The following is a 24774-nucleotide window of genomic DNA, read 5'->3' as shown; positions in this document are numbered from 1 at the left end:
TGCTTACTCACTCATAATCAAGGGTGCGTCGCGCAAACCATCGGACAGGCGCGCGTTTTCAGGTCAGGATATGAAGCGTCTCACAGTTTGCGTGGTTGTTATTATGCTCATTACCAGTGCAGCAACGTTACCGTTTGTCCTCAATGCTGGCTTCGGCCAGGCGCCACAGGGCGCTCAGCTTAGCCAGGTTGAACAATCTGCAAACTACCGGGACGGGCAATTCCATAATCAGATACCGACGCCGGGCTATACCGGAAACAAAAGTATGCTCGCGGCGTGGTGGGAGTTTCTGGTCGCGAAGCGTGAGAATGCGCGCCCCGATCAGCCCCTGCCGTTGGTTGCGACCGATCTTGCCAGTCTGCCGGTCACTGAAGACATCCTAATCTGGCTCGGGCATTCGTCGTGGTATCTGCAACTGGACGGCAAACGTATTCTGATTGACCCTGTGCTCAGCAGTTATGCCGCGCCGTTTTCCTTCCTCAATAAGGCTTTCGCAGGCGACTATCCGTGGACGGCGCAGGCGATGCCGGCGATCGATCTGCTGATCATTTCGCACGACCACTATGACCATCTGGACTACGCCACCATCAAGGCGTTAATGCCCAAAGTGAAGCGCGTGCTTACACCGCTGGGTGTCGGTTCGCATCTGCGTTATTGGGGAATGAATAGCGACATCATTGAAGAGCGCGACTGGAATCAGTCCGTGCGAATTGACGATTCGCTGATGATTCACGTTCTGCCTGCGCGGCATTTTTCTGGCCGCGGCATTAAGCGCAACCAGACGCTGTGGGCCAGTTTTCTGTTCGAAACGCCGGAACAGAAAATTTATTACAGCGGTGACTCCGGCTACGGGCCTCATTTCCGGGCCATCGGCGAGCAGTTTGGCGGCATCGATCTTGCCATTATGGAGAACGGTCAATATGACCAGGACTGGAAGTACATCCATATGATGCCAGAAGAGACCGCTCAGGCCGCTCAGGATTTGCGGGCAAAAGCGATATTGCCCGGTCATGCCGGACGCTTTGTGCTGGCTAAACATACCTGGGATGACCCTTACAAACGGCTGGCGCTGGCCAGTCGACATAAAGCGTACCGTCTGCTCACGCCAATGCAGGGTGAACCGGTAAAACTGGACGATCTGGCGCAGCCGTTCACCGTCTGGTGGGAGCAGACCTCACATTTGCAGGAGAGGAGTTCCGAATGACCATTTCTGCTCAGGTTATCGACACGATTGTCGAGTGGATAGATGATAATTTGAATCAGCCGCTGCGCATTGACGACATTGCGCGCCACGCGGGGTATTCCAAATGGCATCTGCAGCGTCTGTTTTTACAGTACAAAGGGGAGAGTCTGGGACGTTATATTCGTGAGCGTAAACTGCTGCTCGCGGCGCGGGATCTGCGCGAGTCCGACGAAAAAGTGTATGACATTTGTCTGCGCTACGGGTTTGACTCTCAACAGACCTTTACCCGCATTTTCACCCGCACGTTTAACCAGCCGCCGGGCGCCTACCGCAAAGAAAATCACAGTCGGGCACACTGATCTCCCGGAAAAACGCTTTCTTTGGCAAAACATCTCCTCACTGTGGATTAAAAAACATAGGTGAGGGGTATGAAGGATTTTTGCCAATAATGGGCGATTTACTATATATAGCCTGTGGGGTTTTATTGATACGTCAGATTGAGTGTCGCCGTCGCATTTGCTTGTCCGGCCCGTACTTTATCTTTGGTCTGAATATAACGGGCGGTAATGGGGAACGACTCCTGGCCGCCAGCCGAGCGTTTAAGATTAAGCATCTTATTCAGTTCCAGTGGCGTATCGTTGTACAGTAACTGCACGCCGATCCCCGCGGCAACCTTGTCGTCGCCCTGGTTACTGAGCTCGAGCACGCTGTCGTCCGTGGTATCAGGGTTTTGTGCGCCGGTTAACGTCACATTGATATTGGCGTCCGCGTCACAGTCGAGTTTCAGGTTGGCCGTGCTGCTTTGCTGTGAATGGGTACCCAACTGGGTAAACTGGTCGGCCTGCACATCCCCAATGGGGAACGCGAGGCTGTTACCGGACTGTATGGCACAGGCGAGCGCAGTGATACTGCCATTGATAAGATTCCATTTCCCCATTGGCAGGGTATAGGCAGAGCCGGGACCATCGCCCACTGCCCAGCTCATTATCATGCCGTTATCACAATACGCGATCACTTCCGGGAACGTCAGATAATGGGCTTTCAGGACGGTGCCCGCAGGCGTATCTTGCTTTCGGGTTTATTAGTAAATGATCTCTGTGCCGGAAAGATGGAATGTGTGGAAGGCGCATAGATAAGAATATTTATTGTTTTAATATTTAAATTAACAAATCACGCCTGATTGGTAATGTGGTGAGTCTCTCGGGTTCCTGTTAGTGAGCGCCAAAAGAAGTGGCGCCCGGTTGGTTCACCGGCTTAGTGAGCCAGCGAAAACCAACGACGCCACACGTAGCGAATCACGAAATATTCAACAGCGCCAAGCGCTAAGAACCACAGGCAGAACAGCAGCGTGTAGAACTGGTTGAGATCCATCAGATGGAAGGTCGCAACCAGCTTTTGTGCCAGCACCAGCCCCAGCGAAGGCGCGGGAAGCAGCAGGCAGGAGAGAAAGGCCATCAGCAGAATACCGGCGGCGGTCATCAGTGATTCAAGCGGGTGTTTCATGGCAATGTTAAACGTGAGTTAAAAAAGCCATTGTCCGGGATCTTCACCGTTAACGCAAACCGGCGCCGCTTACCCGGCCCAAATCTCACAATGTTTTTTCACCAGCCCGATGAGCGATCCGCCATCGCTGACAAACTCACGCATTTTTTGCGCTTCGCTGGCACCCTGTTTAACCTGCCGGGTCAGGGCTTCAATCGCGCTTGCGGCACCGACTTTATCAGCGGACGGCGCAACTTTTTCCAGCAGGCGCAGCGTGTCCTCTGAAAGCGAATGATGGTCGCCGGTATGCACGTCGGTCAGAATCCCCTCCAGCCCGTAGCGACAGGCCTGAAAACGGTTGAATTTATATAGCAGATAGTCACGCTCCTGATGTTTAAACGGTCGTTCCGTCAGTAGCCAGTGCGCGGTAGCCTGAATTAAACCGGCCATGTTGATCGCATGGCTGAGGGTGAGCGGCGTATCCATCACCCGCACTTCGACCGTGCCAAAATGCGGGCTGGGGCGAATATCCCAGTGCAAATCTTTAATGCTGTCGATCATGTTTGTATAGCTGAGACGACGGAATAACCCTTCAAACTCCTGCCAGTTGCTCACCCACGGCATGGGGCCGTTATCCGGGAAACCAGAGAAGATATTCAGCCGCGACGAGGCAAAGCGGGTATCGGAGCCCTGCATATAAGGTGAAGCCGCCGAGAGCGCAATAAAATGCGGGACAAAGTGCGACAGCCCGTGCAGCAGGTAAATTGCATCATCTCCGCTGGCGCAGCCGACGTGAACATGCTGGCCAAATACGGTGGCCTGCTGAATGAGATAGCCAAAGTTTTCCAGCGTGCGTTGATAGCGTTCGTTATCGCATACTTCCTGGCGCTGCCATTTCTGAAACGGATGCGTACCGCCGCCGCAAATTTCGAGGTGATGGTTAGCCGCCGCTTGCAGGATCACCTGTTGCATCGCGGAAAACTGCGCCGCCGCCTGATCGATACTGTGGCAAACGTCAGTCGCCATCTCCAGCATGCTTTCGGTGATATCGTGCTTCACTTCGCCGGCGTGTACCCGGTCTTTCACTGCGGCAATCAGCGTCGAAGAGTCCTGGCTCAGATCATATCCCGGCGGATTAACCACTTGCATTTCCAGTTCAATGCCGAGGGTGTACGGTTCAGAGACGTGAAAATCGGGTAGTGGCATAGTGTTCGCTTCTCCTTTGATTTGTCAGATGAGTATAGAAGTGAGTGCGGGTTTCGGCGTGGTGGAAGAAATCTGAATCCGGTGCTTTGAAGGCGCATCGGGAACTGCTATAACCAAATTTTATCCTTGTGTAAGGAGTAATCGGTGCCGGAAATCAATGAATACGGCCAGACGGTGGGCGATGCGCTACCGGACTGGCATGGCGCGTCCGTTCTGCAACGGACGGTGCTGGAAGGTCGCTGGTGTCGCCTTGAGCCGCTCGATCCTGAACGTCATGCCGCCGATTTGTTCGACGCTTATGCGCAGGCAGACGACGAGCGAGACTGGACGTGGCTGGCAAGCCGTCGACCCGATAGCGTTGCGGCGACGTTCCACTGGCTCAGTGGAAAAGCGAATGATGACGCGCTGGTACCTTTCACCGTGGTGGATATCCGCGCAGAACGTGCGGTGGGGTTAGTCTGCTTTATGGCGATCGAACGCGAGCACGGCAGCGTTGAAATCGGCCATGTCACCTGGTCGCCGCGGATGAAAAATAGCGTACTGGGCACAGAAGCCGTCTGGCTGCTGTTGCGCTACGCCTTCGCACAGGGATATCGCCGGGTGGAGTGGAAATGTGATTCTCTCAACCTGGCGTCGCGCCGGGCGGCAGAGCGCCTGGGATTTGTCTTTGAAGGTCGCTTTCGCCAGAAAATTGTCCGCAAAGGCCGCAACCGGGACAGCGACTGGCTATCAATGATTGATGGCGAGTGGTCTGAGTGTGACCGCGCATTGCAGCGCTGGTTAGCGGCGGAGAATTTTGACGCGCAGGGCCAGCAGATTAAAACGCTGGCCCAGTGTCGACAGTAATACGCTTACCGTCGCGCCGGTTTGCGTACCGGCGCGTCGCCTGCCATGTAATAACGCGCTGTACTTTTCGCCAGCGGAGCGCGTCCGCGAATGGCATCGGCAATTTTCTCGCCAATCATAATGGTCGTTGCATTCAGATTGCCGGTGATAATTTGCGGCATGATCGACGCATCCACGACGCGCAGATTCTCAACGCCATGCACTTTCCCTTCACCGTCGACCACTGCCATCTCGTCAAAGCCCATTTTACAGGTGCCGCAGGGGTGAAACGCCGTCTCCGCATGTTCGCGCACAAATGCGTCCAGCTGTTCGTCAGTCTGACACGCGATGCCGGGACTGATCTCTCGTCCACGGAATTTATCCAGCGCCGGCTGGTTGATGATTTCCCGCGTGATACGAATCGCATCGCGGAACTCCTGCCAGTCTTGTTCTGTTGACATGTAGTTAAACAGAATTGCCGGATGTTCGCGTGGGTCGCGGGATTTCAGATGGACGTGACCGCGGCTCGGCGAGCGCATTGACCCGACGTGGCACTGGAAACCATGTTCTTTCACTGCGTTAGAACCGTTGTAATTGATCGCCACCGGCAGGAAATGGTACTGAATGTTCGGCCAGGCAAAGGCTTCACGGCTGCGGATGAATCCTCCCGCTTCGAAGTGATTACTCGCGCCGATACCGGTTCCGCCAAACAGCCATTCAGCGCCAATCTTCGGCTGATTCCACCATTGCAGAGCGGGGTAAAGCGACACGGGCTCTTTACACTCATATTGCAGGTACATTTCAAGATGATCCTGCAGTTTTTCCCCGACGCCGGGCAGGTGGTGAACCAGCGGGATCGCAAAAGCCTTTAGTAACGCAGCATCACCCACGCCGGAGCGTTGCAGGATCTGCGGCGAAGCAATCGCCCCTGCGCACAGCAGCACTTCTTTGTTTGCCCTGGCGCGGGTCGGGATCGTGCTGTCGCCTTCCAGCCACTCCACGCCGACGGCTTTTTTGCCGTCAAAGACGATGTGGTCAGTCAGCGCATGGGTCACAATGGTGAGGTTAGGGCGTTTTCTCGCCTGATCCAGGTAGCCTCGCGCGGTGCTGGCGCGCCGTCCCTGAGGCGTGACGGTACGATCCATTGGGCCAAAACCTTCCTGCTGATAGCCGTTCAGGTCGTCTGTCCGCGGATAGCCTGCCTGAACGCCCGCCTCGATCATCGCTTCAAAGAGCGGATTCACGCCCGGTTTTGAGGTGGTCACGCTGACCGGGCCGTCGCCGCCGTGATAGTCATTGGCACCAATATCGCGCGCTTCTGCTTTACGGTAATAGGGCAGGCAGTTGAGGTAACTCCAGTGTTCGAGCCCAGGCGCTTGCGCCCAGTTGTCGAGATCCATTGCATTGCCACGCACGTAGCACATGCCGTTAATCAGCGAGGAGCCACCGAGCCCTTTTCCGCGTCCGCATTCCATCCGGCGGTAGTTCATATGCGGTTCGGGTTCGGTTTCGTAGGCCCAGTTGTAGCGTTTTCCCTGTAACGGAAAGGCGAGTGCCGCCGGCATCTGGGTACGGAAATCCGCACGGTAATCCGGGCCACCCGCTTCCAGCAGCAGGACGGTGGTATTGCTGTCTTCTGTCAGTCGTGTAGCCAGTACGTTACCGGCAGAGCCGGCACCAATAATGATGTAGTCAAAATGCAATGAAACCTCCTGGTTAAAATACGGACTGGAAGGGGGCCATCTCGAGCTGGATGGACTTCACCTGGGTGTAGCTTTGAAGCGTCATCAGGCCATTTTCGCGGCCAATACCGGAATGTTTGTAGCCGCCAACCGGCATTTCGGCAGGGGATTCCCCCCATGTGTTGATCCAGCAGATCCCTGCTTCAAGCTGGTGGATGACGCGATGGGCGCGGTTGAGATCCTGAGTGACCACACCCGCCGCCAGACCGTAATCAGTGTCGTTGGCGCGACGAATAACCTCGTCTTCACTCTCGTAAGTCAGAATGGACATCACCGGTCCGAAGATTTCCTCGCGCACGATGGTCATGTCGTCGCGGCAGTCGGTAAACACCGTTGGCGCGACCCAGGCTCCCTCATCGAACGCGTTTCCCGTCAGTACCTCTCCGCCGCACAGCAGCGTTGCACCTTCTTTTTTACCGCTTTCGATATAGCGCAGGACGTTTTCGCGATGCGCAAAGCTGACCAGCGGGCCAAAATTGGTGGTGGGATCAAACAGATCGCCTGCGCGGATCCGCGCCACGCGGGACAAAATGGTCTGCTCAAACGCACTTTTCATCCGCGCCGGAATGAACACGCGGGTTCCGTTGGTGCAGACCTGACCGGAGCTATAGAAATTTGCCATCATCGCGATGTCTGCGGCGAGATTAACGTTAGCATCCTCGAAAACGATCAGCGGCGATTTGCCGCCCAGTTCCATCGTCACCGCTTTCAGCGACGAGGCGGCCGCGTTTGCCATCACTTTTTTACCGCTGGCGACGCCGCCGGTGAAGGAGACTTTGGCGATGCCCGGATGGTCAGTCAGATAGTGGCCCGTTTCTGCGCCTTCGCCCGGCAGGACATTAAAGACGCCGTCCGGCAGGCCGGCTTCGCTGTAGATTTCTGCCAGCTTCAGGGCAGTCAGCGGGGTGACTTCGCTGGGTTTGAAGATCATCGCATTACCCGCCGCCAGCGCCGGTGCGGATTTCCACAGCGCGATTTGAATCGGGTAGTTCCATGCGCCAATCCCGGCGACAACGCCCAGCGGCTCGCGGCGGGTGTAGACGAACGCGGTCTCGCGCAGCGGGAGTTGGCTCCCTTCCAGCGCGGGAATCAACCCGGCGTAGTATTCCAGTACGTCTGCGCCGGTGACGATATCGACGCTGGCGGTTTCGCTGAACGGTTTGCCGGTATCCAGCGTTTCCAGTCTCGCCAGTTCATCATTGCGTTCGCGCAGAATCTCCACTGCCCGGCGCAGAATGCGCGAGCGTTCCAGGGCGGTCATCGCCGCCCAGATTTTTTGTCCGCGCTGAGCGCTTTTTACCGCGCGGTCGACATCCTCACGCCCTGCGGCCTGTACGGTGGCCAGAATCTCGCCACTGGCAGGGTTGATCGTCTCGAAAGTCCGACCGCTGGTGGCGGCGGTATAGCCACCATCAATGTAAAGCTGTTGTTCTGCCATTCGGGACATGCATTCTCCTCGGTGAGTCAGTGGCTTTTGGGTAAGTGCTGACTGATGAAATGGGTGGTCAGCGCCTGCGCAAGACTGAGATTAAACGGCTTACCGCTTAGTGCGGCGCGTAGCCACAGCCCGTCGATCAGCGCCGCGAGGCCATAGCCTGCCTGCTGCGCCTGTTCACGCGGCAGTTCGCGCATAAATTCATACACAATGTTCGACAACAGACGTTTACTGGCGACCTGTTGCAGGCGATACAGCATCGGCTGGTGCATGCTGCTGGCCCAGAATGCCAGCCAGGCCTTCATTGCGGCGTGGCTTATCTGGGTCTCGTCAAAGTTTCCCGCCACGATGGCGCGCAATCGCAACTCGGCGCGTGCTCCCTGTAATGCATGGAGTCGATGCAAAACGGCATGACGCAGCTGGCTGGTGATGTCGCGCATCGTTGCCTCCAGCAATCCATTCTTATCCTTAAAGTAATGGCTAATGATCCCGGTTGAAACACCGGCACGACGGGCGATTTGCGCAATCGTCGCATCGTGCATCCCGACTTCATTAATCGCTTCCAGCGTAGCGTCGATCAGCTGTCTGCGCCGAAGGGTTTGCATCCCCAGTTTGGGCATGTTGCGGCTCCATTCATCAGTAATGTTTATGTATTTAACCTTTTATTGATTGAACGTTCAATATAAATGTGTCTTAATTGTTGCGAATTTGATTTCAAATAGTTACAAGAAAAGTGAGGATAATTGATGTCAGACCTTCCGCAGAGCAGAGAAAAGGACAAAATCAATCCGGTGGTGTTTTACACCTCCGCCGGGCTGATTTTGTTGTTTTCCCTGACCACCCTCTTTTTTAGTGATTTCTCCGCCGTCTGGATTGGCCGGACCCTGAACTGGGTCTCGCAAACCTTTGGCTGGTACTATTTGCTGGCGGCCACGCTGTACATCGTCTTTGTTGTTTTCATTGCCTGTTCGCGTTTTGGCTCGGTAAAGCTCGGCCCGGAGCAGTCGAAACCGGAGTTCAGTCTGCTCAGTTGGGCGGCCATGCTCTTCGCCGCCGGGATTGGTATCGACCTGATGTTCTTCTCTGTGGCGGAGCCGGTGACGCAATATATGCAGCCACCAGAAGGGGCAGGGCAGACCATTGAAGCGGCGCGCCAGTCGATGGTCTGGACGTTGTTCCACTACGGCCTGACCGGCTGGTCGATGTATGCTCTGATGGGCATGGCGCTGGGTTACTTTAGCTATCGCTATAACCTGCCGCTGACCATCCGTTCTGCGCTGTATCCGATCTTCGGTAAACGCATCAACGGACCGATTGGGCATAGTGTCGATATCGCCGCTGTCATCGGAACTATTTTTGGTATCGCCACGACGCTGGGTATTGGTGTGGTTCAGCTCAACTACGGTCTGAGCGTGTTGTTTGATATCCCGGATTCGATGGCGGCGAAAGCAGCGCTGATTGTCTTGTCGGTGGTGATCGCCACGATTTCGGTCACTTCCGGGGTGGATAAGGGCATCCGCGTACTTTCAGAGCTTAATGTTCTGTTGGCGTTGGGGCTGATCCTGTTTGTGCTGTTTATGGGCGACACCTCGTTCCTGCTCAACGCGCTGGTGCTCAATGTGGGCGACTATGTGAATCGCTTTATGGGGATGACGCTCAACAGCTTTGCCTTTGATCGTCCGGTTGAGTGGATGAATAACTGGACGCTATTTTTCTGGGCGTGGTGGGTGGCATGGTCGCCGTTTGTCGGTCTGTTCCTCGCGCGGATCTCACGTGGGCGTACCATCCGTCAGTTTGTCTTCGGTACGTTGATTATTCCGTTCACCTTTACTCTGCTGTGGCTGTCGGTGTTCGGCAACAGCGCGTTGTATGAAATTATCCACGGCGATGCGGGATTTGCCCAGGAAGCGATGGTGCATCCGGAGCGCGGATTCTATAGCCTGCTGGCACAATATCCGGCATTCACGTTTAGCGCTTCCGTCGCTACCATCACCGGTCTGCTGTTTTATGTGACGTCAGCCGATTCCGGCGCGCTGGTGCTGGGAAACTTCACCTCGAAGCTGAAGGATATCAACAGCGATGCGCCAAACTGGATCCGTATCTTCTGGTCGGTGGCCATCGGGCTGCTGACCCTGGGAATGCTGATGACGAACGGAATTTCAGCCCTGCAGAACACCACGGTGATCATGGGCCTGCCGTTCAGCTTTGTGATTTTCTTTGTGATGGCCGGGTTGTATAAATCGCTCAAGGTAGAAGATTATCGCCGCGAGAGCGCCAGCCGCCATACCGCGCCGCGCCCCATGGGCGTGCAGGATCGGTTGAGCTGGAAAAAACGTCTGTCACGCCTGATGAACTATCCCGGCACACGCTACACCCGCGAGATGATGAAAACAGTCTGTTATCCGGCGATGGAAGAGGTCGCGCAGGAGCTGCGGTTGCGTGGCGCGAGGGTGGAACTGCAAAGTATGCCGCCAGAAGAAGGGGACAATCTTGGTCACCTCGACCTGCTGGTGCATATGGGCGATGAACGTAACTTTATCTACCAGATCTGGCCTCAGCAGTATGCCGTGCCTGGTTTCACCTACCGTGCGCGCAGCGGGAAATCGACCTATTACCGGCTGGAGACCTTCCTGCTGGAAGGCAGCCAGGGCAATGACCTGATGGACTACAGCAAAGAGCAGGTGATTACCGATATCCTCGACCAGTACGAACGTCATCTGAACTTCATTCATCTGGATCGCGAAGCGCCAGGAAATGGCGTGTTGTTCCCGGGCATGTAGGACGAGCTAAACGAAGAAGTAGCCGTTATGCGGGGAGTTATCCCCGCATATCCGCGAGTCAGGTCTGGATGAGACGGCACCCGCTTAAGCACCTCGCCCGCAGTCCGTCCTGGCTGCGGGCGATTATCTGTCTACCAGCAGATAAATCCGCCATCCACAACGAGATCGACGCCAGTACAGAACGAAGCCGCATCGCTGGCGAGGAACAGCGCCGGACCTGCCATCTCCTCCACTTTTGCCATGCGCTGTATTGGTGTCTGACTTTCAAATTCACGTGTCTGATGAACCATCTCTGGACGGGTGTTCATCGGCGTGGCGGTGTATCCCGGGCTGATGGAGTTCACACGAATGCCTTTTTCAATCCATTCCATTGCCAGGCTCTTCGAGAGGTGAATAACCCCCGCTTTAGAACTATTGTAATGCGCCTGTTCAAGGCCTCGGTTGACGATGATCCCGGACATGGAGGCGATGTTGATGATAGATCCGCCGCCGGATTCGAGCATCAGTTCCGCTTCCGCTTTGCAGGAGTTCCAGACGCCCGTGAGGTTGATGTCGATAACGCGCTGCCACTGTTCGCTTTCCATTTCCAGGGCCGGGTTAGCGTTGGCAATACCGGCAGCGTTCACCGCGATATCCAGACGACCAAACCGTTCTTTGGTCAGGGCAACGGCGGCGCGAAGGTCGCTAAGCTGACGAACATCTCCCGTATAGAGTGCCGACTGCCCCCCCATCGCGTCGATATGATTAGCGGTCTCTTTCAATCCGCCGTCTTCACGCAGATCAAAACAGACGACCCGTGCACCCGCGCTGGCCAGCGCCCAGGCAATGGTCTGACCGATGCCGCTACCTGCGCCCGTGACGAAAGCGACGCGTCCTTGCAGGTTAAACAGTTGTTGAGCAAAATCTTTTGCGATCATAGTGATAACTCTCTTCATCAATACCCTGGCGGGTATTACGACATAATCAGGCCACCATCAATATTGATGGTTTGTCCGGTAAGATAGCGCGCATCGTCAGAGGCCAGGAAGGCGACCAGTCCGGCGACGTCCTCGGGTTTACCGGCGCGTTTCATGGGGATGCCCTTAACCCACTCCGCCATCAGTTCACCTTTGCCATAGCGTTTTTCATCGGTACTGAGGATCTCGCCCCATACGCGGTCGTTGTAATCCCACATTTCGCTTTCGATGATCCCTGGACAGAAGGCGTTAACGGTGATGTTCCACGGGGCCAGTTCATGCGCCAGGCTCTGCGTGATACCAATCACCCCCATTTTGCTGGCGGCATAGTGCGGGGTGTAAATGAAGCCCTGACGTCCCTGACCGGAAGAGGTGTTAATCAGACAGCCATGGTTCTGTTTCACCATATATTTCGCCGCTTCCCGGCAACAGAGCCACACCCCTGTGGTATTGACGGCAAGGGTTTTTTCAAAATCAGCTTTTGGCATCCGGTCAAAGTAATCGATGGTGATCACACCAGCGTTCTGGATGGAGACGTCAATCGTGCCAAAGCGCGCAGCGGCTTGCTCATACAGCGCCTGTACCTGCTCTTCGTTAGTGACATCAACCTGCAAAGATAAAATATCAGCCTGGTAGCGCTGGCGCAGTTGCTCTGCCGTTTCGTGAACGCGCTCCGCGTTGGAGACCATCACCAGGTTTGCGCCGTCCCGGGCGAAACGTTCGGCGATACCTGCGCCAATTCCCCGGCATGCCCCGGTGATGACGACCGTCTTACCATGAAAATCACGTTGCATATTTCTTTCCCCTGTATAAGCCGGACAGGTGATGCCCGGCGGAGTGATGCTACTTAACTGGATACGGTATTCGCTGAGGGTGCTGTCGTCTGTTTTTCTTCATGGCGACGCATCAGAATGACTTTGTTCTGTAGCTTTTGCTGGAACTGGTCGACAACCACGGCGGTGACGATAACGACACCTTTAATAACCATTTGCCAGAAATCGCTGACGCCCATCATCACCATGCCATCGGCCAGAAAGACGATGACGAAGGCCCCGATGATAGAACCGGATACCCGTCCGCGACCGCCAGCGAGCGCGGTTCCGCCCAGGACGGTGGCGCCGATGGCGTCCATCTCAAACATGTTGCCGGTCATCGGGTGCGCTGTTTGTAGCTGAGACGCGACAATCAACCCAACAAAGGCAGCGCACAACCCGGAGAAGGCGTACACGAAAATTTTCGCTTTGACGATCGGCACACCGGCCAGACGCGCTGCGGATTCGTTACCGCCGATCGCGTAGATATAGCGGCCAAGCGGGGTTTTGGTGGTGATCCAGTAGCCCAACACCAGGAAGGCAATCATTAGCCAGATTGGCAGGTAAATCCCGAGCAGCGTGCCGGAACCCAGCGTAGCAAAACCGGTATTTCCCAGCGCTTCCATACCGTTAAGGTTGGGGTAGGTGCTACCGTCGTTAAACAGCAGGGCAGATCCCCTGGCAACGTACATCATGCCGAGAGTACAAATGAAAGGAGCCACACCAAAGCGGGTGATGACGGCGCCATTTACGAACCCGACGAGAACGCCGAAGATGGCGACACAGAGGATCACTTCCGCTACGTTGAAGAAGATGATGTTACCGCCCCAGATGGGCAAGCCATTGGTGAGTAATGCTCCCGCCACCATGCCGCAGATGCCTGCAACGGCGCCGACCGACAGGTCAATGCCCCCGGTGAGGATCACCAGCGTCATTCCAATTGCCAGTAAGCCGGTAATCGCAACGTGCTGGGTCATAATCAGCAGGTTAGATGTGGTCAGGAAATTCGGTACCATCACGCTGAAGAATGCGATGACCAGCAGCAGCGCGATAAACGTTCTGGCCTTCAGCAGGTACATGTAAATCATATATTTCTGGTTCATGATGGATTCCAGCCTGATTAATCTTGCGGTGTAGAAGCCGCGATCAACTTCTCGCGGGTGACTGCATGACGGGGGACATCAGCGGTGATCCGGCCATCAGCCATCACCAGAATACGGTCCGCCAGCGCCATCACTTCGTCCAGCTCTGATGAAGAAAACATCACTGCCAGCCCCTGTTGCGCCATTTTGCCGATAAGGTGATACACGTCGGTTTTCGCCCCTACGTCGATGCCGCGGGTCGGTTCATCGAGGAACACTACCTGCGGCTGTGTCATCAATGCTTTACCCAGTACCACTTTTTGCTGGTTTCCACCGCTGAGTGAGGTGATGGGCAATGCAGGATCGCTGACTTTGATGGCAAGTTGCTGAATCATCTCCTTCACGCTGGTCTGCTCTTTATGCGGATTCAGCCATTTCCAGGCCCGACGAAAACCCTGCAGACTGAGGTCAGAGAGCGTCATATTGGATTGAATCGACATCATCTGAACGACGCCTTCGCCCTGTCTATCTTCCGGCACCAGCGCAAGCCCTTTTTTAAGTCGAGACTGAAAGTGGGCTTTATCGATACACTCACCGTTGAGTTGAATGCTACCGCTCTGGCAGGGCATCAGACCCACCAGTCCTTTGAACAACTCGGTGCGTCCGGCACCCAGCAGACCGTAGATCCCAATCACCTCACCTTTATTCAGGCTGAACGACACGTCATTGAGCTTATAGCCGCCGCTGGAGTGAAGCGCGGTCAGCCCCCGCACGTCGAGAACTGTATTGCCTTGCGGAGCCGGTTGATAATCGAAGTGTTTTTTCTTATCGCCCACCATCTGTTCGATGATCCACGGAATGCTGGCATCACTGACCGGACGCTCGCTGATAAAGCGACCGTCGCGGAAAATGGTGATGTAATCGCCAATTTCCATGAGCTCTTCCAGCCGATGGGAAATATAGATAATGGTGACGCCGCGTCGTTTGAGTTGCTCAATCACGTTGAACAGGATTTTGACTTCAGACTGACTCAGCGCAGAGGTGGGTTCATCCATGATTAAGACGCGCGTATCTTTTGAGAGCGCGCGGGCAATCTCGACCAGTTGCTGGTGGCCGATCCCCAGTTCTTCTAAGGGCGTGTATGGATCAACATCCAGTTCCAGTCGCTTTAGAAGGCTTTGTGCCAACGCGTACTGGTATTTTTCGTTAATTTTCCCTTTCTGAAAAAACTCGTTAGCCATGAAAATATTATCCATGACATTCATATTCGGGAATAAATTCAACTCCTGAAAAATAATACTGATACCCAATTTTTCAGCCTGATGCGTCGAATTCATAGAAACAGGCGTACCATCCAGAAAAATTTCACCGGAGGATGGCGTTTCGACACCAGCAAGCATTTTCATCATGGTGGATTTACCTGCACCATTTTCTCCGATCAGAACATTCACTTTATTCCGATATACCCGATAATTGACGTTATCTAATGCCACCACGCCAGGATAGACACGAGACAGGCTGCGGGTTTCAATAATGACTTCCGATTCGACGGGTTGGGGAGTGACGATATCTTGCTGTTGCATGTTATTGTCCTCCTGCAGGTTCAATTTTTGCGGGCGTAATATCAGGGATCGTCTGAGGAAGATCCCAGGCGGAAAATACACCGTACACTTGCGCCGATTCGCCGGTTTTAAGTTGGGCCGTCTGAATCATTTTTATCGCCTGGTCGTTAATGGCGCGACCATACTCGCCAAATAACACCTGGTCGTTAAAATCGCCGTAAGTCGCGCCCTTATAAGCATCACGTAATTGCGTACCGCGTAATGTTGGACCAATCTGAACAATAATATTGCTGCCGCTTTTGTCCGCGATGGTCATTTTTCCACTCCGGGAAGCGGTATCGATCGTGCCAATATTGCCTTCAACCTTTACGTAAAAGATGCAGGGGTTCTCTTCCTGAGAACGATAGCCCAGTTTTTTACAGGCGCTATCGAAGTCTTTCTCGGCCTGTAACGCAGCCATTAAATCTGCCACCGGACGAGCCTGCCCAACAATTTGCGGCACAATTTTGTTTTGCCACGTCTGGTCTATATTGGCCATATGGGGATTTGGCGGAGATTTCAGATCCGCAAGCTCCTGCTGCGAGACAATGCGGCATCCGCCCACGGTCAATACCACCAGCGCCAGCCAGGCTTTTTTAGACATAATGTTCTCCTCTGCGCCTCCGCAGAGGCGCAACTACCCGAGATCAGGACTTGATATTGAAATCCTGTACTTTATCTGCGTTATCTTTGGTGATGAGAATGCCGCGGAACATGACGCGTTGTTTCTCTGGTTTCACGCCTTTTTGCAGGTAGTTATCCAGATCGGTCACGCCCTGTGCGGCGATCGCCTGTGCCTGCAGCATGACAGTCGCCTGTAAGGTACCGGCTTTCACCGCATCGCGTTCATCGTTGCTACCATCGATACCGACGACCACAACGTCATTGCGGTTTGCGGCTTTCAACGCGGCGATAGCACCCAGCGCAACAGGACCGTTACCGCAGATGACGCCTTTCACATCCGGGTGGGCTTGCAGAATACTGTCCATAATTCGCTTACCGTCGATAAGCGTCCCTTTAGCATCTTGTCTGGCGACGCTGACCATATCCGGGAACTGGTCAATCACCTGGTGGAAAGATTTAGAACGGGTAACGCAGTTATTATCGGCGAGGTTACAAGTCAGCTCGGCGTATTTCCCTTTTTCCCCCATTTTCTCAACAAAAACGTTGGCAACTTCAGAACCTGCCTGGAAGTTATTATGGGTAATTTGCACCAGCGCCACATCATCTACGGGAATTTCGCGGTTGATTAATATGACGGGAATACCGGCTTTCTTCGCTTTTTCAATGGCGGCGACGCTGGCCGTTGAATCCGCATTATCCAGAATGATGCCCTGAACTTTTTTGCCGATAGCGGTATCAATCAATTCATTCTGTTTTTTGACATCTTCACTGTGCGACAAAATGGTGGTTTTGTAGCCTAACTCCTGGGCTTTTTCACTGGCGCCTTTGGCTTCTGACGCGTAATACGGATTATCCAGTGAATTCACCATAATCATAATTGTCCCTTTTTCTGCCGCATGGGCAGAAAAAGACAAAGCAGTCAGGGTTGCAGCGGTTAACAGCGTTAAACGTAATTTCATGACAATGTTCTCTCTGTGTTGTTATTGTCGGGTACGGTGAAACAACGTAAAGCATGAATTCTTGTAAAACAGGGCTAATGGTCCGGGGTTCTCCTTCTGTTAATGAATAGGGGTGTCACGCATCTTCCCTGGTGAGGCGTCAGGCGGACGGGGCCGGTTTCCATCGTGTTCTGTTCACCGCATTGCGCCACTCCTGCCATCTTTTTTGCAGGCGATGATGGCGAGCCATGTCGGGCTGAAATGCGCTGTGTACGGTTAAAAAGGCTTTTAAATCAGTGAGCGAGCCGGGATGGAGCGCTTTGCGTGCCAGTAACGCGGCGCCAATAGCCGACAACTCAGGCACATCGCTGCGCATCACCGGACAGCCCAGCAGGTCTGCCTGGTATTGCATTAACCAGTCATTCTTTGTCGGGCCGCCGTCGACCATCAGTGCCGACACGCTAAAGTCCTCATGCTGTTGCATGGCGACCACGACATCGGCGATTTGATAGGTAATCGACTCCAGGGCGGCGCGGATCAGATGGGCACGCTTAACGCCGCGACTCAGCCCGCAGATCACGCCGCGCGCGCTGTCATCCCACCAGGGGGCGCCGAGCCCGGTTAATGCCGGGACGAAGTACACGCCCAGGGTGGACTCAACGGAAGCGGGAAGCGTATTCAGTTCATGAGCCAGTTCGGCGTCAGACAGTTCGCTCAGCCCAGTACTATCAGCCATCCACGCCACCGCATCGCCCGTGTGTGGAATGTTGCCTTCCAGGCCGTAAATAATCTTCTCACCATCGTGCCAGGCAATGGTGGTCGCCAGCGCGCCACTATCGCACTGGGCTGAGGTCACCGGTGCCATCACGGAGGACCCGGTGCCGTAAGTGGCTTTGACACACCCCATCTCGCCGAGGGCGTGACCAAACAGCGCGGCGTGCGAGTCACCAACCATCGACATCACCGGGATACCATCCGCAATACCGTTCAGGCCGCGGGTATAGCCAAATAATCCACTGGAGGGTTTAATTTCCGGTAAGGCGGCGCGGGGGATGTGGAACAGTTCCAGCATGGTGTCATCCCACTGCCCGGTGTGCAGATTGAGCAATTGGGTGCGGGCCGCGTTAGAGTAGTCGCAGCAGAAAGCCTCGCCGCCGGTTAAATTCCACAGCAGCCAACTGTCGATGGTCCCCAGACAGATTTTTCCCTGGGCCGCGAGCCGCGAGCCATCGGCTACCGACTCCAGCAGCCAGCGCATTTTAGAGGCGGAAAAAAGCGGTGCAATCGGCAGGCCAGTCGTTGTTTTAATCAGGTGTTCTTTGTCGGCGTGGCGTAGTTCTTCACAGTACGCCGCACTGCGCGTGCACTGCCAGGTGATGGCGGAATTCAGCGGTTTGCCCGTCTGGCGATACCAGCCAATGGCGGTTTCACGCTGATTACTGATTGCCAGAGCCGCGACGTTATCGGCGCCAACATGATTGATCGCTTTCGCAATCACATCGAGTGATGCATCAATCAATACCTCGCCGGATTGCTCAACCCAACCTTCACGCGGCGTCTGAATGGCCAGCGGTTGAGAAAATTTGGCGACCACCTGACCCTGTGCGTCCAGTGCTATGGCTTTCGCGTTGGTAGTCCCTTCATCCAGCGCAATGATGAACTCTTTCGTTGCTGCACACATAGATTGATTATCTCCTGAGTCACATTGCGTCCCGGCGTTGAAGGGAAGAGGGACTCCCTTGCTGTCGCGTCTTTACTTAATCAGGCTTGTTTGTGACATCGTGTATTTTTAATGTCTTGAATATATATTCGATGCTGACTATTTATTTAATACCTTAGCCAGAATCTTTCAGTTGGGCTATAGAAAAAATCATCAATTGTGCTGGGAATCACACTTACACAACGGGAAGAATATCAGGTTTGTACGAAATTAACGCAGAGGTGAATCCTTTCAGTTTATTGAAATATAGGGATTTTTACACGGTCTTTGCGTTGAGTCCGTTTTACGCAAAGACCGAAGAGGAAGAGAGTTCAGGCTGTGACTAGCATGCGCGCGGTAGGATAATCCGTGATCAACACGTCGATATAACCGCCGTTAAGCGCCCCTTTGATGGCGGCAACTTTGTCCGTTCCCCCCGCCAGCGCCACGACGTTGGGGCATTTTTTGACTTTCTCGAGCGCCATGCCAATGACCGGATCTTCATCATCCTGTAAGACCGGCTCACCGTTTTTGTCGTAGTAGTGCAGGCAGATATCTCCCACGGCACCGCGATCGGCCAATACCTGGAGCATATCTTCGTGGTAGTAGTTACCCGACGTCTTAAGCAACTGGGATGGTTCCAGAATTCCCACCCCCACAATGGCGATATCGACATTATCGAAACGCGAGATCACCTCGGCGACATCCTTGCTGGCGATCAGTCTATTTTTCTCCTCAACCGATCCCTCAATACTTTGTGAAGGGAGCAGCCAGGCCTCGCAGTTAAGATGTTGCGCCAGCGTCTGGGTTAAAATAGTCGCCTGCACATTGCCGTTTGGCCCGACGCCGCCGAGGAGTTGGATCACGCCACCCGCTTTCAGATTCTGAGTATGCACTTCGTCAACCATCGCCCGGATGGTTGAACTCCATGAGGAGACGCCCACCAGATCTTTGGGCCGCAGGCGGGTTTCAAGATAGTGGGCGGCGGCGGAACCAATGGCGCGTTTGATGCTGTGGTCCGTAGCATCGTCTTCGGTATCCACCACGATTGCCTGTTTGAGTCCGTAACGATCTTCGATCCCTTTCTCAAGGTTCAGAAAGATATTTGAGGGCTGTACGACGCTGATTTTTACCACCCCTTCTTTCTGACAGCGGGTGATGGCTCGGGAGATAAACGACTGAGAAAGCGAGAGAAGTTGAGCAATATCGGACTGTTTGCGTCCTTCAAGATAGTAAAGGGTGGCGATTTTAACCAATAGCCGTTGTTCGTCCTGCTTAGCCATATATTTCCCCGAAAATCATTTACGTACAGCCATTATCTTAGAGACTTTTATCATACGCGAAAACAAAAGGCAGGTAAGTGTGATAAAGCTCTAACTTTAGTCAATCCTCAAAAACAGGGATGGACAAATACGAGAATGTGGTTGCATAATTGAATAAAGAATCATTTGTGAATATATATTCATGGTGATTTCAGGTCAACTGATTGTTCCCGACGTCAATGTGGTCGCGGTGAGGAGGCAGAATGTTCCTGAGTAAGATGCCGTGGCGTAAGCCGTGTGATGCGAAGCAAAGGGATTTCTGGTTTTTTTAGTCCCTGGTGGAATAAATATTCCATATTGAAAATAAATTCAGAGGTGTTAAATGAATCCCTGGCACTATGATATCCAGACTCTTGAGCGCACTGCGCGAGCGGTGCGCCGTCACATCGTCAAATTAAACGCCTACAGCCCTGCAGGAGGGCATACCGGTGCGGACCTCTCCCAGGTTGAATTGCTCACCGCGCTCTATTTCCGAATTTTGAATGTCGCGCCGGATCGTATCGACGATGCGGAACGGGACATTTACATCCAGTCCAAAGGTCACGCGGTAGGTTGCTACTACTGTGTTCTGGCTGAGGCCGGTTTTTTCCCTGTTGACTGGCTGAGCACCTACCAGCACGCCAACTCTCATCTTCCGGGCCACCCGGTACGGCAGAAAACGCCGGGTATTGAACTGAACACCGGCGCGCTGGGCCACGGTTTGCCTGTTGCGGTGGGACTGGCGCTGGCCGCGAAGAAAAGCAACAGTGCACGCCGTATCTTTTTAATTACCGGCGATGGTGAACTGGCGGAAGGCAGCAACTGGGAGGCTGCGCTCGCGGCTGCGCATTATGGACTCGATAACCTGGTGATCATTAATGACAAGAATAATCTCCAGTTGGCCGGACCCACGCGTGAAATCATGAATACCGATCCGCTCGCGGATAAATGGCGTGCCTTCGGCATGCAGGTAACCGAATGTCAGGGAAATGATATGGCGTCGGTCGTCAGTACGCTGGAAGGACTGAAACAGGAAGGGAAACCTAATGTGGTGATTGCCAATACCATAAAAGGCGCGGGTATTTCGTTTATCCAGGGGCGTCCAGAGTGGCACCACCGGGTGCCGAAAGGCGAAGAGATTGAACTGGCGCTGGAGGAGTTGAAAGATGAGTAATGCAGAACATCTCGCGAACGTCATGGTTCAGGCGTTTATCGATGCGGTGGAAAAGGGTGTTGATCTGGTGCCGGTTGTGGCTGACTCAACCTCCACCGCGAAAATTGGCCCCTTCATTAAGCAGTTCCCGGACAGACTGGTCAACGTGGGGATTGCCGAACAAAGTATGGTCGGGACAGCGGCAGGGCTTGCGCTCGGCGGCAAGGTTGCGGTCACCTGTAACGCGGCACCTTTCCTGATTTCTCGCGCTAATGAGCAAATCAAAGTTGACGTTTGCTACAACAATACCAACGTGAAGCTGTTTGGTCTGAACGCGGGGGCCAGCTATGGTCCGCTGGCGAGTACGCACCACGCGATCGACGACATCGCTATTATGCGTGGATTTGGCAATATTCAGATTTTCGCCCCCTCTTCACCACGAGAATGTCGGCAGATTATCGACTATGCCATTGGCTATCAGGGGCCGGTGTATATTCGCATGGACGGAAAGGCGCTCCCGGAACTGCATGACGAGAGCTATCAGTTTGTGCCGGGTGCCGTGGTGACGTTACGTGAAGGCGATGTGTTGGCGTTGGTGGCGACGGGCTCTACGGTCCACGAAATTGTCGATGCCGCCGCGCTGTTAGCCGACTCCGGTATTCAGGCGACGGTGGTGAGTGTACCGTCCATTCGTCCGTGCGATACCAAAGCTTTGTTAGCAGCAGTGAAAGACTGTAAAGCGGTGATTACCGTTGAAGAACATAATATCAACGGTGGACTGGGAAGCCTGGTGGCGGAAGTCCTGGCGGAAGGCGGCACAGGGGCGGTTCTGAAGCGCTTAGGGATCCCGGATGGTGAATACGCTGCGGCAGCAGATCGCAACTGGATGCGCCAGCACCACGGTTTCGATGCCCAGTCGATTGCGGCCCAGGCCCGGGAAATGCTGTGAGGGTTAACCCGTTGCCACGGTAATGACATGGCTATTTTTTACGAGCCACTGCACATGCCAGATCTGGTCGAAGGCCTGTAACCTCATCTGGTCATGCTGAACGTCGAGAATGTGATAATGCATGAATCCGCAGCCTGCCTGCGAGCGTTTTGGGGTTGCCTTAAAGGCGCTCTCTTTGGCGGAAAATGCCAGCGTGAGCGCCTGTTCAAAGGGTAATCCGCTCCCTGCCAGCCGAACTTTTTCTGCTTCTGTGACGATACTGCCTGCCAGCTCAGCCGCCGTTTGCGCTGTGAATATCGCTTCTATATCAACTCCCACTGGCTGGTGGGAAACCACCGCCAGCGCGGTAGTGGCGCAGTGGCTGATGCTGCCAGACAGACCTTCCGGCCATAACGGTTGTCGTTGTTCACCCATTCCCGGCACGTTTTTATGACCCCACTCACGTAGCGCCTGAACGGCGGCAATACGACCGGCCAGGTGTTCGGCTTTACGTTTACGTCCGGCACGTGCCAGTTGCGCATGATGAGGCAGCCACAGCAGATCGTGTTCGTGGAAGGTGTCTGGTTCAAACGTCACACCATGCAAGGTGTGGTGAGCCAGAATGAGAGAGGAGTGCGTTGTCTGCATCGTGTCATTAAAACCGAAACCCCTCCTCCGCACGGAGGAGGGGAGTGGGCATCAGAAGTGGGTGTTAACGCTCATGTACCACGTACGACCCGGTTCGTTATAGGTGTGCGCGCCAGCGCCACGCATATAAGAGACATCGGTCGTGCTACCGGTCGTTTGCGCATTACCTTCACGCCACAAACGTTTGTCGAAGACGTTATCCACGCCGCCGGTCAGGCTGACATTTTTGGTCACGTCCCAGGTCGCGCTCAGACCCACAATGCTGTAGGGGCTGACAGACTGTTTATCTGAACCGGTCACCGGTTTGCCCTGATAATCGTATTTCTTCGGCTCCTGTTTGCCGTACCAGGTAAAGGTGGATTGCAGAGAAACATCCTGATGTACCTGCCAGCTCAGCGTTGAGTTCAGCGTGTACTCCGGAATTATCGACAGGCGTTCACCGGTCTCTTTGTTTTTACTCTGCAGCATGTAAGTGATGTTGTTGGTCCAGTTAACGGTGTTGCTAACCGGTACGTTCAGCGTCCCTTCCAGCCCTTCCACGACCGCTTTAGGTACGTTCTCCCACTGATAGATATCGGTGTAGGTGGTTTTGCCTTTGTTGGTGATAGACGTACGGCTCATCGGTACCGTACCGGCTTCGATCTTGTTGCGATAATCGTTGCGGAACCAGGTCACCCCTGCCAGCCAGCCATCATGTTTGAACTCAAGGCCAATCTCTTTGTTGATGCTGGTTTCTGCTTTCAGATCGTCGTTACCCATCATGTAACAGCCGATACCGGTCGCGGCACCCGTGGCATAGCAGCCCTGGCCTTTACTGTACAAAATGTAGTTCGGGTTGGTCTGATACAGGCTTGGCGCTTTATACGCCCGCGCAATGCCCATCTTCAGGGTGAAGTCATCGCCCAGACCCTGTGACAGGTTCAGCGATGGGCTCCAGTTGTCGCCCACGATGCTGTGGTGATCGAAACGCAGGCCCGGCGTTAGCATGGTGCTGTCAGTCAGCTCCATGTTGTTCTCAGCGAACAGCGAGAAAATTTCCGCTTTTGAATAAGGGCTGCGGTCGGTGCTGCTGGAGCCTGGAATATCCCCGCCCATAAAGGTTTGCGAGTTGGAGAGCATATCCTTCATGCGCTGCTGGGTCCATTCAGTGCCCAGCGTCAGGTTCTGGTTAACCAGCAAATCGAACGGCATGCTGATTTCACTGTGCAACGTGACGTCGTTCAGGTCGGCATCAACATATTTCTGTGACGCTTTCGGATCGAAGATCCCTTCCGTACCACCCGCCAGACCTTCCGGCGTACGGGAGTTGCGGGTATGTTCGTACTGCACCCAGTTGGTGGTGGTGACACCGTTATCCCAACCGCCGTTCCAGGTCAGCGAGTAGTTCTGACGGTAGAGACGGTTAGTCTCTTTGCCGTAGTTATCTTTCACCAACTGGTTGGTATTGGTGTTCTGCGTGTCCCCGGCATACAGGTTACCCTGACGGCTATAGCCGGCTTCCAGTTCAATAGACTGCATCGGCGCGAAGTCCCAACGCACCACACCGTTAACGTCCTTGTTGATAACGCCTTCACGACCGGCTGGCAGCGTGTCGGCGTAAGTACCGGTACGTTCAGACTGATGGCCCTGGTTGATGTTGCGCGCATCGGCCTGCGTTTTATCCAGGTTACCGAACAGACGGAAGCTGAAATCCCCGCCCAGCGGACCGTTGAGGGTAAAGTTAGTGCGTTTGGTTGCGCCTTCCTCTTTGTGTTCCGGTGCGTTGAAATAGGTATTCCAGGAGCCGTGCCACTCGTTGCTGCCTTTTTTGGTGATGATATTTACTACGCCGCCCGCGGCACCATTACCGTATCGTGCAGCCGCAGGCCCGCGCAGGACTTCAATGCGTTCGATCATCTCCGGCGGCACCCAGGACGTATCGCCACGGGTATCGCGTTCACCGCGCCAGCCGAGGCGCACGGAGTTACGGCTGGTCACCGGTTTACCGTCGATCAGGATTAGGGTGTTTTCTGGACCCATCCCACGAATATCAATCTGACGGTTATTGCCGCGCTGGCCGCTGGTCGAGTTACCGGTCAGGTTAACGCCTGGCATGGTACGAATGATTTCAGAGACGTCGCGAGCGGGAGGGTTTTTGCGAATTTCATCTGCGGTGATAGTCGACACGCCAGGCGCCTGCAAGTTCTGCTGTGCGGCGGTAACCACAATAGTATCTTCATGAGAGACGGCGGTGCTATCAGCGGTTTCTTCTGCCATTGTGGGCAGCGCTACCCCGTAAATCCCTAAGTTGACCAATAAGGCCAGGGAATGAATCTTCTTGTTCATTGTCTTTCCTGCTTTTCTTTAGCCACGTGTACCAGACACCTGAGATCGGTATCC

General features: G+C 54.3%; 22 protein-coding genes. 6 read left to right on the top strand and 16 right to left on the bottom strand.

All coding sequences use genetic code 11. The features are described from left to right. Positions 1-70: 70 nt before the first annotated feature. Both OGW13_RS20620 and OGW13_RS20615 read left to right on the top strand, forming a co-directional pair. Positions 71-1204, top strand: coding sequence for an MBL fold metallo-hydrolase (locus OGW13_RS20620; RefSeq protein ID WP_043001488.1), 1134 nt, complete (start codon positions 71-73; stop codon positions 1202-1204). Then, entirely contained in the window at positions 1201-1542 is a 342-nt protein-coding gene (locus OGW13_RS20615) for a RamA family antibiotic efflux transcriptional regulator (RefSeq protein WP_043001487.1), read from the top strand. The genes OGW13_RS20620 and OGW13_RS20615 overlap by 4 nt, the downstream gene beginning before the upstream one ends. 122 nt (positions 1543-1664) lie before the next feature. On the opposite strand, the gene OGW13_RS20610 is transcribed toward OGW13_RS20615, so the two are convergent. The 3 genes from OGW13_RS20610 to OGW13_RS20600 all read right to left on the bottom strand — a co-directional run bounded on the left by OGW13_RS20610 (position 1665) and on the right by OGW13_RS20600 (position 3871). Then, positions 1665-2168, bottom strand: a complete 504-nt coding sequence (locus tag OGW13_RS20610) for a fimbrial protein (protein ID WP_287116424.1) — start codon at positions 2166-2168, stop codon at positions 1665-1667. Positions 2169-2437: 269 nt separating this feature from the next. Then, positions 2438-2686, bottom strand: coding sequence for a DUF1158 domain-containing protein (locus OGW13_RS20605; protein WP_043001486.1), 249 nt, complete (start codon positions 2684-2686; stop codon positions 2438-2440). Between the two features lie 69 nt (positions 2687-2755). Continuing rightward, on the bottom strand, positions 2756-3871 hold the full coding sequence (locus OGW13_RS20600; protein WP_043001485.1) for a YbdK family carboxylate-amine ligase: 1116 nt from the start codon (positions 3869-3871) through the stop codon (positions 2756-2758). Positions 3872-4015: 144 nt separating this feature from the next. Between OGW13_RS20600 and OGW13_RS20595 the strand changes: the two genes are divergently transcribed. Next, a complete protein-coding gene (locus OGW13_RS20595; RefSeq protein ID WP_043001484.1) occupies positions 4016-4717 on the top strand; it encodes a GNAT family N-acetyltransferase in 702 nt (233 codons plus the stop codon). Between the two features lie 5 nt (positions 4718-4722). Here the strand turns inward: OGW13_RS20595 and betA are convergent, their stop codons facing one another. The 3 genes from betA to betI are packed head-to-tail and all read right to left on the bottom strand — an operon-like array spanning position 4723 to position 8493. Continuing rightward, positions 4723-6399, bottom strand: coding sequence for a choline dehydrogenase (gene betA / locus OGW13_RS20590; protein ID WP_287116423.1), 1677 nt, complete (start codon positions 6397-6399; stop codon positions 4723-4725). Positions 6400-6412: 13 nt separating this feature from the next. Beyond that, positions 6413-7885 carry a betaine-aldehyde dehydrogenase gene (betB, locus tag OGW13_RS20585; protein ID WP_287116422.1) on the bottom strand — a complete coding sequence of 491 codons (1473 nt, stop codon included), beginning with the start codon at positions 7883-7885 and terminating at the stop codon, positions 6413-6415. A gap of 17 nt (positions 7886-7902) precedes the next feature. Next, positions 7903-8493: a transcriptional regulator BetI gene (gene betI, locus OGW13_RS20580; protein ID WP_044256659.1), complete on the bottom strand. Its 591-nt coding sequence runs from the start codon at positions 8491-8493 to the stop codon at positions 7903-7905. Between the two features lie 126 nt (positions 8494-8619). On the opposite strand from betI, the gene OGW13_RS20575 reads away from it, so the two are divergent. Next, positions 8620-10653 carry a choline transporter gene (locus OGW13_RS20575; protein ID WP_043001480.1) on the top strand — a complete coding sequence of 678 codons (2034 nt, stop codon included), beginning with the start codon at positions 8620-8622 and terminating at the stop codon, positions 10651-10653. A gap of 131 nt (positions 10654-10784) precedes the next feature. Here the strand turns inward: OGW13_RS20575 and OGW13_RS20570 are convergent, their stop codons facing one another. The 8 genes from OGW13_RS20570 to OGW13_RS20535 form a co-directional block, all read right to left on the bottom strand. Next, entirely contained in the window at positions 10785-11570 is a 786-nt protein-coding gene (locus OGW13_RS20570; protein WP_044266441.1) for an SDR family oxidoreductase, read from the bottom strand. Positions 11571-11605: 35 nt separating this feature from the next. Next, a complete protein-coding gene (locus OGW13_RS20565; RefSeq protein WP_043001478.1) occupies positions 11606-12403 on the bottom strand; it encodes an SDR family oxidoreductase in 798 nt (265 codons plus the stop codon). A gap of 53 nt (positions 12404-12456) precedes the next feature. After that, on the bottom strand, positions 12457-13524 hold the full coding sequence (locus tag OGW13_RS20560; protein WP_044256655.1) for an ABC transporter permease: 1068 nt from the start codon (positions 13522-13524) through the stop codon (positions 12457-12459). Positions 13525-13541: 17 nt separating this feature from the next. Next, positions 13542-15086: a sugar ABC transporter ATP-binding protein gene (locus OGW13_RS20555; protein WP_043001476.1), complete on the bottom strand. Its 1545-nt coding sequence runs from the start codon at positions 15084-15086 to the stop codon at positions 13542-13544. 1 nt (position 15087) lies between these two features. Further along, on the bottom strand, positions 15088-15708 hold the full coding sequence (locus OGW13_RS20550; protein WP_044266436.1) for a DUF2291 family protein: 621 nt from the start codon (positions 15706-15708) through the stop codon (positions 15088-15090). 43 nt (positions 15709-15751) lie between these two features. Next, complete coding sequence (locus OGW13_RS20545) at positions 15752-16687, bottom strand: D-ribose ABC transporter substrate-binding protein (RefSeq protein WP_043001474.1); 936 nt, start codon at positions 16685-16687, stop codon at positions 15752-15754. 139 nt (positions 16688-16826) lie between these two features. Next, positions 16827-18347 carry an FGGY family carbohydrate kinase gene (locus OGW13_RS20540; protein ID WP_044256649.1) on the bottom strand — a complete coding sequence of 507 codons (1521 nt, stop codon included), beginning with the start codon at positions 18345-18347 and terminating at the stop codon, positions 16827-16829. A gap of 350 nt (positions 18348-18697) precedes the next feature. Continuing rightward, positions 18698-19648 (bottom strand): sugar-binding transcriptional regulator, encoded by a 951-nt coding sequence (locus tag OGW13_RS20535; protein WP_043001472.1) that lies wholly within the window; start codon positions 19646-19648, stop codon positions 18698-18700. 361 nt (positions 19649-20009) lie between these two features. Here OGW13_RS20535 and OGW13_RS20530 point away from each other — a divergent pair, with 361 nt between their 5' ends. Continuing rightward, a complete protein-coding gene (locus OGW13_RS20530; protein ID WP_043001471.1) occupies positions 20010-20840 on the top strand; it encodes a transketolase in 831 nt (276 codons plus the stop codon). Further along, the gene (locus OGW13_RS20525) at positions 20833-21768 is read left to right on the top strand and encodes a transketolase family protein (protein ID WP_044256645.1); all 936 of its coding nucleotides are present in this window, start codon (positions 20833-20835) and stop codon (positions 21766-21768) included. Before OGW13_RS20530 ends, OGW13_RS20525 begins: the two co-directional genes overlap by 8 nt. 3 nt (positions 21769-21771) lie before the next feature. On the opposite strand, the gene entD is transcribed toward OGW13_RS20525, so the two are convergent. Further along, positions 21772-22395 (bottom strand): enterobactin synthase subunit EntD, encoded by a 624-nt coding sequence (gene entD, locus OGW13_RS20520; RefSeq protein WP_044256643.1) that lies wholly within the window; start codon positions 22393-22395, stop codon positions 21772-21774. A gap of 51 nt (positions 22396-22446) precedes the next feature. Beyond that, on the bottom strand, positions 22447-24720 hold the full coding sequence (locus tag OGW13_RS20515) for a TonB-dependent siderophore receptor (RefSeq protein WP_287116421.1): 2274 nt from the start codon (positions 24718-24720) through the stop codon (positions 22447-22449). Between the last annotated feature and the right edge of the window lie 54 nt (positions 24721-24774).

It is taken from the genome of Citrobacter sp. Ca225 (assembly GCF_030337175.1).
GTDB classification, from domain to species: domain Bacteria; phylum Pseudomonadota; class Gammaproteobacteria; order Enterobacterales; family Enterobacteriaceae; genus Citrobacter_A; species Citrobacter_A amalonaticus.
The sequence above is the reverse complement of the archived record's forward strand: the minus strand, read 5'-3'. Positions and strand labels throughout refer to the sequence as shown.